This window comes from Pseudomonas sp. MH9.3, assembly GCF_034354675.1.
Taxonomy (GTDB): domain Bacteria; phylum Pseudomonadota; class Gammaproteobacteria; order Pseudomonadales; family Pseudomonadaceae; genus Aquipseudomonas.
In genome coordinates, this window is record NZ_CP133785.1 from 634,250 (window position 1) to 651,017 (window position 16,768).

Genomic DNA, 16,768 nt, shown 5'->3' on the forward strand with positions numbered 1-16,768 from the left:
GCGTGTTGGAGGATGATCAGCGTGCCTGATCGGTCATTTAATGGGCGCGGGCAAGGCGACGGGCGTGAGTACCGGGCGTCCGGCAAAATATTCCGTGAGGTTGTCGGCCACGCGCTGCACGGTGTCGTGGGCCGCTTCCGGTGACAGGCCGGCGACGTGGGAGGTGAGCACGGTGTTGCCGAGTTTCTTCAGCGCGTCGGGCACCTTGGGTTCGTCATCGAACACATCCAGCGCCGCGCCGCCGATTCGGCGTTGCTCCAGGGCGGCGATCAGGTCGGCAGTGACCACCACGCTGCCACGGCCGATATTGACTAGGTAGCCATTGGGGTCGAGCGCGTCCAGAACGCGGCGGTCGATCAAGTGACGGGTGCTGGCGCCGCCGGGGGTGGCAAGAATCAGGAAGTCCGAGGTGCGCGCCAGTTCCACCGCCGTGGCGCAGTAGGTGTAGTCCACGTCATCGCGGGGCTGACGGTTGTGGTAGCTGATCTGCATGCCGAACCCCAGAGACGCGCGCCTGGCGATCTCCAGGCCTACCGCGCCGAGCCCGAGAATGCCCAGTTGCTTGCCGCCCAGGGAAGGGCGCATCACCTTGGGCCATTCACTGCGGCGCACGGCGGCGTCAGTCTGCGGGATGCCGCGCACCAGTGACAGCAGCAGCGCCATGGCATGGTCCGCCACCGACGGCGCATTCACCCCGGCGCCGTTGGTCACCACGATCCCGCGATTGCTGGCGGCCTGCAGATCCACGTGTTCATAACCGGCGCCGATCACGCAGATGATTTCCAGCACCGGCAATGCGGCGATTTCCTCGGCATACAGACCGAGCGGGCCACGGGTCAGCACAGCCTTGATCTGCGCACCTTGGGCCTTGATCGCCTGGGCGCGTTCAGCCGGCGTCGGCGCAAGGATCACATGAAAGTCATTGCTTTCGATGATGTGCAGGTATTCGTTGATGGTCTCAACCAGGACCAGGACAGTGGTGGTCATCGCAACGCTCTTGCTGAGGGGTTTGAGCGGGTGAGTATAAAGCGCATCTGTACGCAAAATCCCATTGCAGGTGCGAACAGGCTGGCCGCGAGCTCACCGTTCCTCAGCTAAGTCTTTGCTTCTTCAAGAGAATCCCGGACAATCCAGCCCCTTCTACAGTCGGGGCGCTGCCTGTCAGGTTTTTCTGACTCGTCCCGGCCGTGTCAATGCGGAGATCCGACCGGATGAATGATCAGGCCAATAGCGTCGACGAACGCTATGCAACGACACCTGCAACCCTCTCAAGCTGGAGCCGCCAGGACACCACCTGGATGCTGGGCCTGTTCGGCACAGCGATTGGCGCCGGCACTTTGTTTCTGCCGATCAACGCAGGCCTCGGCGGTTTCTGGCCGCTGCTGATTCTGGCGGTGCTGGCGTTCCCGATGACGTTCTTTGCCCACCGTGGCCTGACCCGTTTCGTCCTGTCCGGGCGTGAAGGGTCCGATATCACCGACGTGGTCGAAGAACACTTCGGCATCAAGGCCGGTGCGTTGATCACGCTGTTGTACTTCTTTGCGATCTTTCCGATCCTGCTGATCTACAGCGTTGCGCTGACCAACACGGTCGGCAGCTTCATGGAGCATCAACTGCACATCATGCCGCCGCCACGGGCGATCCTGTCGTTCGTGCTGATCCTGGGCCTGCTGGCCGTGGTGCGTTGCGGTGAGCAGGTCATCGTCAAGGCCATGAGCCTGATGGTGTATCCGTTTATCGTCGCGTTGCTGTTCCTCGCGGTGTACCTGGTGCCGCACTGGACCGGTGGCATCCTCAGTACCGCTCACGTGGTGCCGGCGCCATCGGCATTGCTCAATACCTTGTGGCTGGCGATTCCGGTGATGGTGTTCTCGTTCAACCATTCGCCGATCATCTCGGCCTTTGCGGTGGACCAGAAGCGCCAGTACGGCGCCCATGCCGACGAGCGCAGTTCGCAGATCCTGTGCCGCGCCCATGTGCTGATGGTGGTGATGGTGCTGTTCTTCGTGTTCAGCTGTGTGCTGACCCTGTCGCCGGCGCAACTGGCCGAGGCGAAGGCGCAGAACCTGTCGATCCTGTCGTACCTGGCCAACCACTTCGACAACCCGACCATCGCTTTCGCAGCCCCGCTGATTGCGTTCGTGGCGATTGCCAAGTCGTTCCTGGGCCACTACATCGGCGCCAGCGAAGGCCTCAAGGGCTTGATCGTCAAGACCGGTCGCCGCCCGGCGCCCAAGACCCTGGACCGCATGACTGCTGCTTTCATGCTGGTGGTGTGCTGGATCGTCGCGACGCTTAACCCGAGCATCCTTGGCATGATCGAAACCCTGGGCGGGCCGGTGATTGCGTCGATCCTGTTTTTGATGCCCATGTATGCCATCCGCAAGGTGCCGGCGATGGCCAGGTACCGTGGGCAGGCGTCCAATGTGTTTGTCACGGCGGTGGGCTTGGTGGCGATTACGGCGTTGGTGTATTCGTTTATTGCTTGAGGTTTAACGCAGCTTTCAGGGCTGCTCAACCTCTGAAAGGTGGGAGGGAGCTTGCTCCCGATGGCGGTGAATCAGTCACTGAAGGTGTTGACTGAACCACTGCTATCGGGAGCAAGCCCCTCCCACATTTGTTTTGTGGTGTTGCTGATACTGGATTCCAGGCATAAAAAAACGCCGCGTACCTTGCGATACGCGGCGTTTTTACGTCACAACACCTTAGGCTTGAATCACCGGGATGTTGGCGCTTGCTGCGATCTTGCGGAACTCGGCGATCTGGTCGAAGTTCAGGTAGCGGTAGACGTCACTGGCCATGGTGTCCAGTTTCGCCGCGTAGCCCATGTACTCTTCGACAGTCGGCAAGCGACCCAGGGTAGATGCGACTGCCGCCAGCTCGGCCGAGGCCAGGTAGACGTTGGCGCCATCGCCCAGACGGTTCGGGAAGTTACGGGTCGACGTGGAAACCACCGTCGAGTTCGGCTCTACCCGTGCCTGGTTACCCATGCACAGCGAGCAGCCGGGCATTTCCATGCGCGCGCCAGCCTTGCCGTAGATGCCGTAGTAGCCTTCTTCGGTCAGCTGGTGAGCGTCCATCTTGGTCGGCGGCGACAGCCACAGACGGGTTGGCAGCTGACCCTTGACCTGCTCCAGCAGCTTACCGGCTGCGCGGAAGTGACCGATGTTGGTCATGCACGAACCGATGAACACTTCGTCGATCTTCTCGCCGGCAACGCTGGACAACAGACGGGCATCGTCCGGGTCGTTCGGGGCGCAGAGGATCGGCTCGTTGATTTCCGACAGGTCGATCTCGATGATTTCGGCGTATTCGGCGTCGGCATCGGCTTCCATCAGCTCCGGGTTGGCCACCCAGGCTTCCATCGCTTGGGCGCGACGTTCCAGGGTGCGCGGGTCGCCGTAGCCTTCACCGATCATCCAGCGCAGCAGGGTGATGTTGGAGTTCAGGTACTCGGTGACCGACGCTTTGGACAGCTTGATGGTGCAACCGGCAGCCGAACGTTCGGCCGAGGCGTCGGAGAGCTCGAACGCCTGCTCCAGCGTCAGGTCGTTCAGGCCTTCGATTTCCAGGATGCGGCCGGAGAAGGCGTTTTTCTTGCCTTTCTTCTCTACGGTCAGCAAACCGGACTGGATCGCGTAGTAAGGAATGGCATGAACCAGGTCACGCAGGGTGATGCCAGGTTTCATCTTGCCTTTGAAACGCACCAGGATCGATTCCGGCATGTCCAGTGGCATGACGCCAGTGGCTGCGGCGAACGCGACCAGACCGGAACCGGCCGGGAACGAGATGCCCATCGGGAAACGGGTGTGGGAGTCACCACCGGTGCCGACGGTGTCCGGCAGCAGCATGCGGTTCAGCCAACTGTGGATGATGCCGTCGCCTGGACGCAGCGATACACCGCCACGGGTCATGATGAAGTCAGGCAGGGTGTGGTGAGTGGTCACGTCGATCGGCTTTGGATAGGCCGCGGTGTGGCAGAAGGACTGCATCACCAGATCGGTCGAGAAGCCCAGGCACGCCAGGTCTTTCAGTTCATCACGGGTCATCGGACCGGTGGTGTCCTGGGAGCCTACGGTGGTCATCTTCGGTTCGCAGTAGGTGCCAGGGCGAACGCCTTTGCCTTCCGGCAGACCACAGGCCTTGCCGACCATCTTCTGCGCCAGGGTGAAACCCTTGCCGGTGTCGACCGGCGCTTCAGGCAGCTTGAACAGGTCGGTAGGGCCCAGGCCCAGTTCGGCGCGGGCCTTGTCGGTCAGGCCACGGCCGATGATCAGCGGGATACGGCCACCGGCGCGGACTTCGTCCAACAGCACCGGGGTCTTCATTTCGAAGGTGGTGATGACTTCGTCGGTACCGTGCTTGCAGACTTTGCCGGCGTGCGGGTACAGGTCGATCACGTCGCCCATGTTGATGTTGCTGACGTCGAACTCGATCGGCAGAGCACCCGCATCTTCCATGGTGTTGTAGAAGATCGGCGCGATCTTGCTGCCGAAGCAGAAGCCGCCGGCGCGCTTGTTCGGCACGTAGGGCACGTCGTCGCCGAAGAACCACAGCACCGAGTTGGTGGCCGATTTACGCGACGAGCCGGTACCGACCACGTCACCGACGTAGGCGATCGGGAAGCCCTGGCCGCGCATCTCTTCGATCTGCTTCATCGGGCCGGTCTTGCCTTGCTCGTCCGGCACGATGCCTTCGCGGGCCATTTTCAGCATGGCCAGGGCGTGCAGCGGGATGTCAGGGCGCGACCAGGCGTCCGGTGCCGGCGACAGGTCGTCGGTGTTGGTTTCGCCGGTGACCTTGAACACGCGCAGGCTGATCTTGTCGGCCAGGGTAGGGCGGTTGCGGAACCATTCGCCGTCAGCCCACGACTGCAGCACGCCTTTGGCATGCTCGTTGCCGTTTTTGGCTTTCTCAGCCACGTCGTGGAACGCGTCGAACATCAGCAGGGTGTGCTTGAGCTGGGCGGCCGCGACAGGCGCCAGCGTGGCGTCGTCCAGCAGCTCGACCAGCGTCACGATGTTGTAGCCACCTTGCATGGTGCCAAGCAGTTCAACGGCGCGTTTTTTGTCGATCAGGGGGGAAGTGGCTTCGCCCTTGGCCAGGGCGGAAAGGAAACCGGCCTTGACGTAGGCGGCTTCGTCAACGCCTGGTGGAATGCGGTTGGTGATCAGGTCAACGAGGAATGCTTCTTCGCCGGCAGGGGGATTTTTCAGCAGCTCGACCAGGCCTGCGGTTTGTTCGGCGTTAAGCGGCTGGGGAACAATACCCAGGGCTGCACGCTCTTCGATATGTTTGCGGTAGGCTTCAAGCACAGTTATTACCCTCATCAGTGGTCCCACGGGACGCTCATCCAGAAATGATCGGCACGCGTGCGCTCGGGGGCTTTTTGGGCCGCAAAGCCAGCGCTGCCGGCATCTCTCACAGAAGCTGCTTTCAAAGTTTTACGCCTGCAGAACGGGCTGATGAGGGTTGGCGAGGGCTTGACCTACCGAGTCATTGACCATCGCCAACACCGTTCTGAAGGAACGACTGTGCTCGTGACGCTTTGAAAACAGCTTCCAGCGGATTATTGGCGCCTTACAAGGCCGGGTGATTCTACGGCAAAAAAAATCTAAAGGTAAGTTGCCTGGCCAAGATTGCCGGGCAATCACGCTTAGACAAAGGGCTAATATGGCCGACTGTTTCGCTGGTTTGTGTCGTGCCCTCTCATCAGATGACGTCACGATCTGAGATTTCAGGCAACCACCTCCCTGTGGCGAGCGGGCTTGCCCTAATGCCGTTCAGTTAAGCGCAGATTCCCTGTGGCGAGCAGGCTTGTCCTGCGTTGGGCTGCGCAGCAGCCCCAAAACCAGACGCTGAGCCGTATCAGGTACACCGCGTGTCCCTTGATTGGGGGCGCTTCGCACCCCAACGCGGGGCAAGCCCGCTCGCCACAGACGCTTTAGTTTGGGTGCCGCCGCCCACAGTTGATCTTTATCGTCTCAGGATTTGATGGCCAACGCTTCGAGGTGATCCATCAGCGCCTGCGGTTTCAGCACCAGCACATCGCTCTCCACCGCATCGAGCACCACCTCCGCCGTATTACCAATCAATGCCCCGGAAATTCCGGTGCGCGCCACGGTGCCGATGATCGTTACCGCCGCCTGCCATTTGTGCGCCGCGAACGGAATCAACACATCGGCCGGGCCTTCCTCGATGTGCAGGTGCGCGTCGTCCACATCGAATTGCGCCTGGAACGCCTTGCACTGTTCGCGATAACGCGCTGCGATGGTTTCCCTGAGCTGGAACGTCGGATCGGCCGCCGCCAGCATCGGCGATGGATGGGCGCTGATCACATGCAGTTGCGCCTTGGCCAGGCTGGCAATCTCGAAACCATGGTCGATGATCGAATCGTGCAGCGCGCGATGCTCGCTGTCGGTATTGCCCACATCGATCGCCGCGAGGATCACGCCACCGCTCCACGGGGTGGAGGTTTTCACCAGCAGCACCGGCGTTGGGCAGTAGCGCAGCAGTTTCCAGTCCGCCGGGGTCAGCAGGGCCTTTTTCAGTGGGCTGTCGGGCATGTGCTGCTTGATCACCAGACCGCAGCCCTCGGCCTGCTGCACGTCGATGATGGTTTCATGCAGGCTGTCATTCCACGCCTGTTCGGTGGTGACGGTGTAGCCGTCCTCGCGCAAGCCGGCCTTGAGCTGGCTCAGCAGCGCTGAATGCTCGTGCCGCCTGTCGCACACCAGCAAGTGCAGGTGCGCGTCGGTCACGCCGGCGATCAGCCTGGCGCGCTTGAGGGCCAGGCTGTCGGCCTGTTCGGGCTCGATAACCACCAGGATGCTGCGGATGGCTTGCATGGTCGGCACCTCCAGGAACGTGGACTGCAACAACTATAGTCGCTGCCCGGTATTCGTCATCTTGATGCACATCAAGGTAGGCGGCTGGTGGTCTGCGGCGCGCTCGGTATAATCGGCGCCCTTTTGTGATCCTTTGCCCGTGAGTCCGATGAACCTGCCCGACATCCACCAATTCCTCGGTTGCCGCACCCCCGATGCCTGGGTCCAGGCCGCGCTGGCCGATCAGGACACCCTGCTGATCGACCACAAGAACTGTGAGTTCAAGGCGGCCAGTACCGCCCTCAGCCTGATCGCCAAGTACCATGGCCATGTGGACCTGATCAACATGATGTCGCGCCTGGCCCGCGAAGAACTGGTGCACCACGAACAGGTGATGCGCCTGATCAAGAAGCGCAAGGTCGAGCTGCGCCAATTGTCGGCCGGCCGTTACGCCTCGGCGTTGCGCAAGGTGGTACGCAACCACGAGCCGGTCAAGCTGGTGGATACGCTGGTGGTCGGCGCCTTTATCGAAGCGCGCAGTTGCGAGCGTTTCGAAGCCCTGGTGCCGCACCTGGACGAAGAACTCGGCACGTTCTACTTCGGTTTGCTGAAAAGCGAGGCGCGGCATTTCCAGGGTTATCTGAAACTGGCGTATCAGTACGGCGACGCCGCTGACATCGCCCAGGTCATCGAACGGGTGAGGGCGGCGGAACAGGAGTTGATCGAGTCAGCCGATGTCGAGTTCCGCTTTCACAGTGGCGTGCCGGCCTGAGGCGACGGCCACGCCAATCCGGTGATCAAGGGTTGAGCGCGTTCAGGATTGAATGGGCGACTTTTACCCGTTCGGCGTTCGGATAGTTTTTATTCGCCAGAATCACCACGCCCATGCGCGCGCTTGGTACGTAGGCCACATACGCACCGAAGCCATTGGTGGAACCGGTCTTGTTCACCAGTGTGTCCGCATGGGGGGCTCGCGCGGGTGTCAGCCAATCGACCTTGTGCGGCTCGATGGCCATCTGTGTGGAGTTGCCGTCAATCAGGGCGTTCAGTTGGATCGGGTACGGGTACATTTCCCAGCCCAGACCCTGGGTCATGCCATTGACGGTGTAGTAGCCGGTATGGGTGAGCGCAATGGCCTGCCGGACGAGTTTTTCCTGGCCAGCGGGGTTCATGTTGACGTTGACGTAGTGCAGCAGGTCCGCCGCACTGGTCTTGATGCCATAGGCTTCACTGTCCATCGCGCCCGGGCCAACCCGTACAGGTTTTCCTTTGTTGTCATAGCCTTGGGCGTACAGGCTTATCTGATTTCGAGGTATTTTCAGGAAGGTATGCGAGAGCCCAAGCGTTGGGAGCAAGGTCTTTTCCATCAATTGATCGAACGGCTGACCCAGGCTTTGCGCCGCCAGATAGCCAAACAGGCCCAGGCTCGGATTGGAATACAGGCGCTGGGTGCCAGGGGCGAACGCGGGCTGCCACTGCTGGAAATAGCCGATCATGCGCTGGCTGTTATCCGCCTCTTGGGGAAATTGCAGCGGCAGCCCGCCAGCGGTGTACGTGCCCAGGTTGAGTACGCTGATGTGATCGAACCGGCCGCCCTTGAGTGCCGGCAGGTAGTGGCTGGCCGGCTGGTCGAGGGTAAGTTTGCCCGAGGCCACGGCGTAGCCGGCGAGGGTGGCGGTGAAGGTTTTGCTCACCGAACCGACTTCAAACAGGGTGTTCTCGCTGACCGGTTGCCCGCTTTGCTTGTCCGCTACGCCGTAGCTGAAATACTGCGCTTTGCCGTCCTGCAGCACCCCAACGACCAGACCGGGGATGGCTTGCTGTTGCATCAGCGGCTTGACGCTGGCGTCCACCACGGCGCGCAAGTCGGTGGCGGCCAGGCAGTGGCTTGCGCCAATGAGCAGCGCAAGGGCCGTGACAGAGGGGATGAATCGAGGCATGGGTCGCTTCCATGGCAGATAAGAGGGTGGGCAAGTTTCGCAAATACCGGGTGTTTACCCCAGCCCTCGGGTAAAACCTTTTACGAAACATAATGAAACATTTGCCGGCCCGCGAAGCTCTATCGCTACACCCGTATCGAGTCCGTCAATGAAAACGCCGCGTCCTTCCGCCCGCATGCCGCACCTGACCCAACTGCGTAACCTCAAAATGGCCCGTTCGGCCCATGCCTACGTACGCGGCAGTACCGTCCAATTCTACGAGTGGCTGCACAGCCTGCCCGGTCGACGCTTGCCCAGCGGGCCGCCGATCTGGATCTGTGGCGATTGCCACGCGGGCAACCTGGGGCCGACCGGCGACAACAATGGCCGCATCGACATGCATATCCGCGATCTCGACCAGACCGTTATCGGCAACCCGGCCCATGACCTGGTGCGCCTGGCGTTATCCCTGGCCACTGCCGCGCGGGGCTCGGACCTGCCCGGGGTGACCACGGCCCGCATGCTCGAAGAAATGATGCTGGGCTACGCGCAGGCCTTCAAGGACAAGCCGGATGAAGTGCCGCCACGGCCGTCCCAGGTCAAGGCCGGGATGCGCAGCGCGGTGGAACGCACCTGGAAGCACCTGGCCCGCGAGCGCATCGATGACGTACGCCCGACGATCCCTTTGGGCAAGCACTTCTGGGCATTGTCCCGTGCGGAAAAAAGCGCCCTGCAGGCCTTGTGCGGCTCCGATGAGCTGCATCACCTGGTGACCTCGCTCAAGGGACGGCCCAAGGACGCCAAGGTCGAATTGATGGACTCGGCCTATTGGGTCAAGGGTTGCAGCTCGCTCGGCCTGCTGCGTTACGCGGCGCTGTTGCGCGTTGGCGACAAGGACGATCAGGAATACTGCCTGATCGACATCAAGGAGGCGGTCGGCGCAGCGGCACCGCGCGCAGCCCGCGCAAAAATGCCACGGGACAACGGCCGGCGCGTGGTGGAGGGCGCCCGTCAGCTGTCACCGGGGTTGGGTGAGCGCATGTTGGCGACGCGTTTTCTGGACCATGGTTTTTTCATCCGCGAGCTGCTGCCCCAGGACATGAAGCTGGAGCTGGACGAATTGAGTGAGATCGACGCCATGCACGCCGCCGGTTACCTGGCGCGCGTGGTCGGCATCGCCCATGCCCGGCAAATGGATCGGGCGACGCGCAGGGACTGGATGGCCATGTTGCAGGAGAACCGCTCACGGCAGCTGGATGCACCGTCCTGGTTATGGACCAGCGTGGTGCAACTGGTGGGCAGCCACGAGCAGGGCTACCTCGACCATTGCCGGCGGTATGCGCTGGAACACTGATCAGGCCAGGTATTTATTGAACCAGCCCAGGGTGCGCTCCCACGCCAGGTTCGCCGCCGCTTCGTCGTACCGTGGCGTCGAGTCGTTGTGAAAGCCGTGGTTGGCGCCCTTGTAGATGAACGCTTCGTAGTGAGTACCGGCCGCCTTCAGCGCCTGTTCATAGGCCGGCCAGCCTTCGTTGATCCGCGTATCCAGCTCGCCGTAATGCAGCATGAGCGGCGCCTTGATGCGCGGCACGTCCCTGGCCTCGGGCTGGCGGCCGTAGAACGACACGGCGGCGCCCAGTTCCGGGTAGGCCACCGCCGCCGCATTGGTCACGCCGCCGCCGTAGCAGAAACCGGTGATGCCGACCTTGCCGGTGCTGCTGTCGTGGTGCATCAGCCATTCGATGGCGGCGAAGAAGTCGTTCATCAGCTTGGTCGGATCGACGGTTTGTTGCAGCGCCACGCCTTTTTCATCGTTGCCGGGGTAGCCGCCCACTGAGGTCAGGCCATCGGGCGCCAGGGCGATAAAACCGGCCTTGGCCAGACGTCGGGCGACGTCTTCGATGTAGGGGTTGAGGCCTCGGTTTTCGTGAACCACCACCACCGCCGGCAACTTGCCTGCAGCTTTCGCAGGGCGCACCCGATAGCCGCGCACCGTGCCGTTGCCCTTGGGTGAGGGGTAGGTGATGTAGTCGGCCACAATGTCCGGGTCGGTGAATTTCACCTGCTCGGCCAACGCATAGTTGGGGCTCAGCGCCGCGAGCAGCGCCGAAGCGGTCAGGCCGCCGAAGGTGAACAGCGCGGCGCGGTCGAGAAACTCACGCCGGTTGAGCTTGCCATGGGCGTAGCCGTCGTAGAGTTCCAGCAGTTCGGGGGCAAAGTCTTTGGCGGTGAGACGAGTCATCGGTGCACTCCTCGATTGGCGATGGCAAGCACTGTAGACCACTGCGGGTAGTGCCTGCGTTAACGCGCAAACTTTTTCGCCCCGGCCACGCAGCCGATCACGGCGACCGTTACCAGCAACATGCCCAGGCTGACCTGCTCGTGCAGCAGGCCCGCCGCCAGCGCAAGGCCAAAAAAGGTTGCAGCAGTTGCAACTGGCCGACCGCCGTGATGCCGCCTTGGGCCAGCCCGCGATACCAGAACACAAAGCCGATCAGCATGCTGAACAGCGCAACATAGCCCAGGCTCAGCCAGGCCGGCAGGCTGATACCGCTGAACGTGGCGGGTGCCAGAATCAGGCTCAACGGTGCCACCACCGGCAGCGACAGCACCAGTGCCCAGCAGATCACCTGCCAGCCGCCCAGGCTGCGCGAAAGTTGGGCGCCTTCGGCGTAGCCCAGGCCGCACACCAGCACCGCCAGCAGCATCAGCAAATCCCCGAAGGGCGCGGCGCTCAAGCCTTGGGCAAACGCGTAGCTCACCACCAGCAGGCTGCCCAACAGCGAAAACAGCCAGAACACTAACCTCGGACGCTCACCGCCACGCAGCACGCCAAACACTGCCGTCGCCAGCGGCAACAAGCCGATAAACACGATGGAGTGGGCGGAGGTGACGTATTGCAGCGCCAGCGCGGTCAGCAATGGAAAGCCGATGACCACGCCGAGCGCGACGATCACCAGCGGTACCCATTGCGTGCGCGCCGGACGTTTTTCCCTGAACAGCCACAGCAGGGCCAACCCTAGCTGGCCGGCGAGCGCGGCGCGGGTGACGGTCAGGAACACCGGGTCGAATTCCATCACCGCCACGCGCGTGGCCGGCAGTGAACCGCTGAAAATCACCACGCCGATAAAACCGTTGATCCAGCCTCGGGTGTTGTTGGGAGACGTGCGTTGCATGAGTGGCTGTCCGAAAAAAGCAAAGGTTGCGTTGTAGCCATCCTAGGCAGCAGCATTGAGACAATCAAAAAATTGTCATGGATACATCGCTCATGCCCCGTGCGCGCTACAAGTCGCTGGTCGACAGCTTTGCTCAGGCTATCCGCTCTGGCCGGATGCCGGCGGGAACACGTCTGCCCACCCATCGCCAGTTGGCCGCCGACCACCGTCTGGCGCTGGCCACGGCGAGCCGCGTGTACAGCGAACTCGAAGCCATGGGCCTGGTCAGCGGCGAAACCGGGCGCGGCACCTTCGTGCGTGAGATCGCCCTGCCGCCGGGGCAGGGCAGTGGGCAGATGCCGGTCGCGAGCGACCTGCTCGACCTGAACTTCAACTATCCGTCGCTGCCGGGTCAGGCGAACCTGCTGCGCACGGCGTTACGCCAGTTGGCGCTGTCCGGCGACCTGGAGGCGCTGCTGCGCTACCAGCCCCATGCCGGGCGCCTGCATGAACGTGCAGCGGTAGCGCGCCACTTGCTGAGCCGGGGCCTGTCGGTAGCGGCCGAGCAGGTGCTGGTGGTCAGCGGCGCGCAGCATGGGTTGGCCGTCAGCCTGATGGCGTTGCTCAAGCCCGGCGATGTGATCGCGGTGGATGCCCTGACGTACTCGGGCTTCAAGGTGCTGGCCGAAACCTTGCATCTGGACATCGTCGCGATGCCGGTCACCACCAGCGGGCCAGACCTGGACTACTTGCAAGGTCTCTGTCAGAGGCGCCTGGTCAAGGCCGTGTACAGCATGCCGACCCTTCACAACCCGCTGGGTTGGGTGATGGACATGGCGCAACGCGAGCGACTGGTGGCGATTGCCCGCCAGCACAATCTGATGATCATCGAGGATGCGGCCTACGCCTTTCTGGCTGAACAAGCGCCGCCGCCGCTGGCGACCCTGGCCCCGGAGCGCACGCTGTATGTGGGCGGGCTGTCCAAAAGCGTCGCCACCGGTTTGCGTGTGGGTTTCATCGCGGCGCCTGCGGCTTGGGTGAGAGGATTGGAGCGTACCCTCATGGCTACCACCTGGAACGTACCCGGGGTGATGAGTGCGATTGCCGTGGCCTGGCTCGAAGACGGCACGGTGGCGCAACTGGAAGCGCAAAAGCGCGAGGATGCTCGGGCGCGACAGGCCGTGGCCGCGCAGGTGTTCAAAGGGCTGGTGACGGTAAGCCACGCCTCGTCGTATTTCCTGTGGCTGCCCCTGGCGGACAACCTGCGCGCCGATCAGGTGGCAATGACGCTGCAGGGCAAAGGTGTGTCCGTGTCCACCGCCGAACCGTTTGCCGTTTCGGCGCAAGTGCCTCACGCATTGCGCCTGGCCCTGGGCTCGGTGCCCATGCCGGCGCTGCGTGATGCGCTGATGACTGTGCGTAAGGCTGTAGCGTGGTGAGCCCAATCAGTACTTGTAAGCCTGACGACCGATCAACAGCCACTTGCCTTTCTGCTTCTGCCAGACCTGGAAGTTGTCGATATCGGTCGGCACGTCGACGCCGCTGTTCACTGCCAGGGCGTGAAAGTGATTGCGCACCAGGGCGGTGTCACCGTTCAGGGTGATGGTCTGGTTCTGCATTTCGAGGGTCTTGAACGCGCTGACGTGGTTTTCCAGGTCGGCGATAAATTGCGCCTTGGTCTGCACCTTGCCGCTGGAGTGGCCGTAGGTGAGGTTATCGGAGGTCAGCGCGTTGAGCTGCTTGAGGTCCAGGTGCAACATGGCCTGGGTCAGTTGATCGACGGCCTGGGCAACCTCTTTTTCGGCAGGGGCAGGCGCCGCGGCGACGTAGCCGGCGAACAGGCACAGAAAACCGATCAGCACTTTGAATTTTTGCATGGGGGTTCCTTATTGTTGTGGGCTGCACGCTCACCAGGTGAGTTGTCGTACAACCATGCAATAGATTCGAAAGCGAAGGAAAGTGAATTTTTGAAATATCTTGAAAGGACTATGCTGAAGCCCAATCACCCGACGCCTGCGAGAGCCTGAATGGAATTTAACTGGCACAGCGACCGACTTACCCGCGCCACGCCTGTCACCTCAGGCTACAAGAACACGCAGAACGTACGCCGGTTCATGCTTGAGCAGTGTGGTACGGCGTTCAAGTTTGATCGGTCGTTCATGGCCTGGATCCGCAACGGCACGCCCAAGACACTGGGGGATGCGGTGGACGAGTGGCAACGCCGGCAAGCCGACGTTTAAACCTCTGCAAACAGGGCTCTTGTGGCGAGCGGGCTTGCTTGTGGCGAGCGGGCTTGCCCCGCGTTGGGCTGCGAAGCAGCCCCAGTAAAGACAAATGCGCTGTATCAGGCACTCCCTGGGGCTGGTTTTGGGGCTGCTCCGCACCCCAACGCGGGGCAAGCCCGCTCGCCACGGGGCGTTTCGCGATCCTCGAATTCGCATTCAGCCTGTCATTCAGTGGCCAGCGGCGGGGTACGCGACGGCTGCCGGTGGCTTCATACGCCGCAGCAAAGCGCAGCAGCTAAACCCTGGTAAACAGGGCTCTTGTGGCGAGCGGGCTTGCCCTAATGCCGTTCAGTCAAGCGCAGATTCCCTGTGGCGAGCAGGCTTGTCCTGCGTTGGGCTGCGCAGCAGCCCCAAAGCCAGGCGCTGAGCCGTATCAGGTACACCTCGTTTTGCTCGATTGGGGGCTGCTCCGCACCCCAACGCGGGGCAAGCCCGCTCGCCACGGGGCGTTTCGCGATCCTCGAATTTGCATTCAGCCTGTCATTCAGTCGCCAGCGGCGGAGTACGCGGCGGCACCGGGCGACGGCTGCCGGTGGCTTCATACGCCGCAGCAAAGCGCAGCAGCTAAACCCTGGTAAACAGGGCTCTTGTGGCGAGCGGGCTTGCCCTAATGCCGTTCAGTTAAGCGCAGATTCCCTGTGGCGAGCAGGCTTGTCCTGCGTTGGGCTGCGCAGCAGCCCCAAAGCCAGGCGCTGAGCCGTATCAGGTACACCGCGTTTTGCTCGACTGGGGGCGCTTCGCACCCCAACGCGGGGCAAGCCCGCTCGCCACGGGGCGTTTCGCGATCCTCGAATTTGCATTCAGCCTGTCATTCAGTGGCCAGCGGCGGGGTACGCGGCGGCACCAGGCGACGGCTGCCGGTGGCTTCATACGCCGCAGCAAAGTGCAGCAGCGCCGAGTCGTCGTAGGCGCGGCCGGCAAAGGTCAGGCCGACCGGCATGCCGATGTCCGCCATCACGCCCATCGGCACGGTGACGGTGGGCACGCCCAGGTGGCGGATGGCAAGGTTGCCGTTAGCCACCCACACGCCGTTGCTCCAGGCGATATCGGCGGACGCTTCGTTCACGTCGGCATCCGCCGGGCCCACGTCGGCCACGGTGGGGAACAGCACGGCGTCGAGTCCGCGTGCGTCCATCCAGTCTTCCAGGTCTACCCGGCGCGTGTGTTCCAGACCGCGCAGGCCATCGGGCAAGGTCGCGATTTCGTTCCAGGGCGTGATGCCGCGCTGGGCCATGCGCACGTATTCGTCCATGCCGGCGGCCAGGTCGTCTTCGCGGTTGGGCAGCGTGCCTGGGTCGTGGGGGAAAATCTGCGGGCCGTCCACATCGGCCAGACGGTTGAGCGCCGGATCGCCGTTGGCGCGCAGGAAGTCATCAAAGGCCCAGGCCGACAGTTCCCACAACTCATCGTGCAGAAATGCCTCGGATACCAGGCCACGGGTAAACACGGTCGGCGCGCCGGGGCGGTCGCCTTCGCAGTTGGACACCAGCGGGAAATCCACATCGATCACTTCGGCTCCAGCCGCTTCCAGCGCCTGGCGTGCGGCGTGCCACAGGTCGATCACCGATGCGCGGGTGTTGATCTTCTGCCCGGTCGGGCCGCCGATGCCGGGTTTTTCACTGGTGCCGGCCTCGGGGTCGGCATTGATGTACATGCGCGGCACGCCAAAGCGTTTGCCGGCGAGGGCGGCGCTGTCTGTAGCGAGTGCCGCGTAGGACGCCGGGCGCACCGCGCTGACGCTTGGGATCGGTACCCACGGTTGCAGACGCCACAGGTCGCCACGGGTGTCGGGGTCTTCGGCCACCACCACGTCGAGCACTTCCAGCAGGTCGGCCATGGTGCGCGCGAACGGCACCACCACGTCCATGGTCGGGGTCAGCGGCCAGTTGCCGCGCACCGAAATTACCCCGCGCGACGGCGTGTAGGCGCACAGGCCATTGTTCGACGCCGGGCCACGCCCGCTCGACCAGGTTTCCTCGGCCAGCCCGAACGCTGCAAAGCTCGCCGCCGTGGCCGTGCCGGCACCGTTGGACGAGCCGGACGCAAAAGGCGCCGTCAGGTAATCGGCGTTGTACGGGCTCTCGGCACGGCCATACACGCCGCGCTGCATACCGCCATTGGCCATCGGCGGCATGTTGGTCTTGCCCAGGCAGATGGCGCCACCGCCACGCAGCCGTTCAATGGTAAAGGCGTCACGCTGGGCGACCAGCCTGGCAAACGCCGGGCTGCCGGACGCAGCGGTCAGGCCCTTGACCAGATAACTGTCTTTGGCGGTATAGGGAATGCCATCCAGCGGCCCGAGTGTTTCACCCCTGGCCCGGCGCGCATCGGACGCCTTGGCTTCGTCGAGCGCATCAGGGTTGCGCACCACCACGGCGTTCAACGCGGTGGCGGTGTGCGGGCCGTCATAGGCATCGATCCGCGCCAGGTACGCCTTGACCAGTTCAACGGCAGTGGTCTGGCCGGACTCAAGCGCAGCGCGCAATTGGGCAATCGAGACTTCGGTAACTTGCATCAGATTTTTTTCGCCGCCTTCACGTGGGGGTATGGCGGCAGTCTACGTACAGATATTTCACAGTGCC

General features: G+C 62.7%; 12 protein-coding genes and 2 pseudogenes. 5 read left to right on the plus strand and 9 right to left on the minus strand.

All coding sequences use genetic code 11. The annotated features are described in order from the left end of the window. Positions 1-33: 33 nt before the first annotated feature. Entirely contained in the window at positions 34-987 is a 954-nt protein-coding gene (locus RHM60_RS02505) for a 2-hydroxyacid dehydrogenase (RefSeq protein ID WP_322213484.1), read from the minus strand. Between the two features lie 224 nt (positions 988-1,211). Here RHM60_RS02505 and RHM60_RS02510 point away from each other — a divergent pair, with 224 nt between their 5' ends. Continuing rightward, a complete protein-coding gene (locus tag RHM60_RS02510) occupies positions 1,212-2,489 on the plus strand; it encodes a serine/threonine transporter (protein ID WP_322213485.1) in 1,278 nt (425 codons plus the stop codon). Positions 2,490-2,705: 216 nt separating this feature from the next. Here the strand turns inward: RHM60_RS02510 and acnB are convergent, their stop codons facing one another. After that, complete coding sequence (gene acnB, locus RHM60_RS02515; RefSeq protein WP_209990313.1) at positions 2,706-5,315, minus strand: bifunctional aconitate hydratase 2/2-methylisocitrate dehydratase; 2,610 nt, start codon at positions 5,313-5,315, stop codon at positions 2,706-2,708. Between the two features lie 669 nt (positions 5,316-5,984). Further along, positions 5,985-6,848, minus strand: a complete 864-nt coding sequence (locus tag RHM60_RS02520) for a universal stress protein (RefSeq protein WP_322213486.1) — start codon at positions 6,846-6,848, stop codon at positions 5,985-5,987. Positions 6,849-6,996: 148 nt separating this feature from the next. On the opposite strand from RHM60_RS02520, the gene RHM60_RS02525 reads away from it, so the two are divergent. Next, positions 6,997-7,599, plus strand: a complete 603-nt coding sequence (locus RHM60_RS02525; protein ID WP_209981636.1) for a tRNA-(ms[2]io[6]A)-hydroxylase — start codon at positions 6,997-6,999, stop codon at positions 7,597-7,599. A 25-nt stretch (positions 7,600-7,624) separates the two neighbouring features. On the opposite strand, the gene ampC is transcribed toward RHM60_RS02525, so the two are convergent. After that, the gene (ampC, locus tag RHM60_RS02530; RefSeq protein ID WP_322213487.1) at positions 7,625-8,767 is read right to left on the minus strand and encodes a class C beta-lactamase; all 1,143 of its coding nucleotides are present in this window, start codon (positions 8,765-8,767) and stop codon (positions 7,625-7,627) included. A gap of 148 nt (positions 8,768-8,915) precedes the next feature. On the opposite strand from ampC, the gene RHM60_RS02535 reads away from it, so the two are divergent. Next, a complete protein-coding gene (locus tag RHM60_RS02535) occupies positions 8,916-10,100 on the plus strand; it encodes a DUF2252 family protein (protein WP_057009270.1) in 1,185 nt (394 codons plus the stop codon). Here RHM60_RS02535 and yghX read toward each other — a convergent pair whose 3' ends face one another. Continuing rightward, positions 10,101-10,988 (minus strand): YghX family hydrolase, encoded by an 888-nt coding sequence (yghX, locus tag RHM60_RS02540; RefSeq protein WP_322213488.1) that lies wholly within the window; start codon positions 10,986-10,988, stop codon positions 10,101-10,103. It lies immediately after the preceding gene. Positions 10,989-11,047: 59 nt separating this feature from the next. Next, positions 11,048-11,922: pseudogene (locus RHM60_RS02545) on the minus strand (DMT family transporter). A 92-nt stretch (positions 11,923-12,014) separates the two neighbouring features. Between RHM60_RS02545 and RHM60_RS02550 the strand changes: the two are divergent. Further along, the gene (locus RHM60_RS02550; protein ID WP_322214568.1) at positions 12,015-13,340 is read left to right on the plus strand and encodes a PLP-dependent aminotransferase family protein; all 1,326 of its coding nucleotides are present in this window, start codon (positions 12,015-12,017) and stop codon (positions 13,338-13,340) included. 6 nt (positions 13,341-13,346) lie between these two features. Here the strand turns inward: RHM60_RS02550 and RHM60_RS02555 are convergent, their stop codons facing one another. Then, positions 13,347-13,778 (minus strand): nuclear transport factor 2 family protein, encoded by a 432-nt coding sequence (locus RHM60_RS02555; RefSeq protein WP_322213489.1) that lies wholly within the window; start codon positions 13,776-13,778, stop codon positions 13,347-13,349. Positions 13,779-13,928: 150 nt separating this feature from the next. On the opposite strand from RHM60_RS02555, the gene RHM60_RS02560 reads away from it, so the two are divergent. Continuing rightward, positions 13,929-14,141, plus strand: coding sequence for a DUF6434 domain-containing protein (locus RHM60_RS02560; protein ID WP_322213490.1), 213 nt, complete (start codon positions 13,929-13,931; stop codon positions 14,139-14,141). Between the two features lie 525 nt (positions 14,142-14,666). On the opposite strand, the pseudogene RHM60_RS25585 reads toward RHM60_RS02560, so the two are convergent. After that, positions 14,667-14,750, minus strand: a pseudogene (locus RHM60_RS25585) (hypothetical protein); the annotation flags it as partial. 244 nt (positions 14,751-14,994) lie between these two features. Beyond that, positions 14,995-16,704 (minus strand): amidase, encoded by a 1,710-nt coding sequence (locus tag RHM60_RS02565; protein WP_322214569.1) that lies wholly within the window; start codon positions 16,702-16,704, stop codon positions 14,995-14,997. Positions 16,705-16,768: the final 64 nt, after the last annotated feature.

Excerpts from the sequence above, each read along its gene's own strand:
- RHM60_RS02505 (WP_322213484.1), bottom strand. The coding sequence starts at position 987 with ATGACCACCACTGTCCTGGTCCTGGTTGAGACCATCAACGAATACCTG.
- RHM60_RS02510 (WP_322213485.1), top strand. The coding sequence starts at position 1,212 with ATGAATGATCAGGCCAATAGCGTCGACGAACGCTATGCAACGACACCT.
- RHM60_RS02520 (WP_322213486.1), bottom strand. The coding sequence starts at position 6,848 with ATGCAAGCCATCCGCAGCATCCTGGTGGTTATCGAGCCCGAACAGGCC.
- RHM60_RS02525 (WP_209981636.1), top strand. The coding sequence starts at position 6,997 with ATGAACCTGCCCGACATCCACCAATTCCTCGGTTGCCGCACCCCCGAT.
- ampC (WP_322213487.1), bottom strand. The coding sequence starts at position 8,767 with ATGCCTCGATTCATCCCCTCTGTCACGGCCCTTGCGCTGCTCATTGGC.
- RHM60_RS02535 (WP_057009270.1), top strand. The coding sequence starts at position 8,916 with ATGAAAACGCCGCGTCCTTCCGCCCGCATGCCGCACCTGACCCAACTG.
- yghX (WP_322213488.1), bottom strand. The coding sequence starts at position 10,988 with ATGACTCGTCTCACCGCCAAAGACTTTGCCCCCGAACTGCTGGAACTC.
- RHM60_RS02550 (WP_322214568.1), top strand. The coding sequence starts at position 12,015 with ATGCCCCGTGCGCGCTACAAGTCGCTGGTCGACAGCTTTGCTCAGGCT.
- RHM60_RS02555 (WP_322213489.1), bottom strand. The coding sequence starts at position 13,778 with ATGCAAAAATTCAAAGTGCTGATCGGTTTTCTGTGCCTGTTCGCCGGC.
- RHM60_RS02560 (WP_322213490.1), top strand. The coding sequence starts at position 13,929 with ATGGAATTTAACTGGCACAGCGACCGACTTACCCGCGCCACGCCTGTC.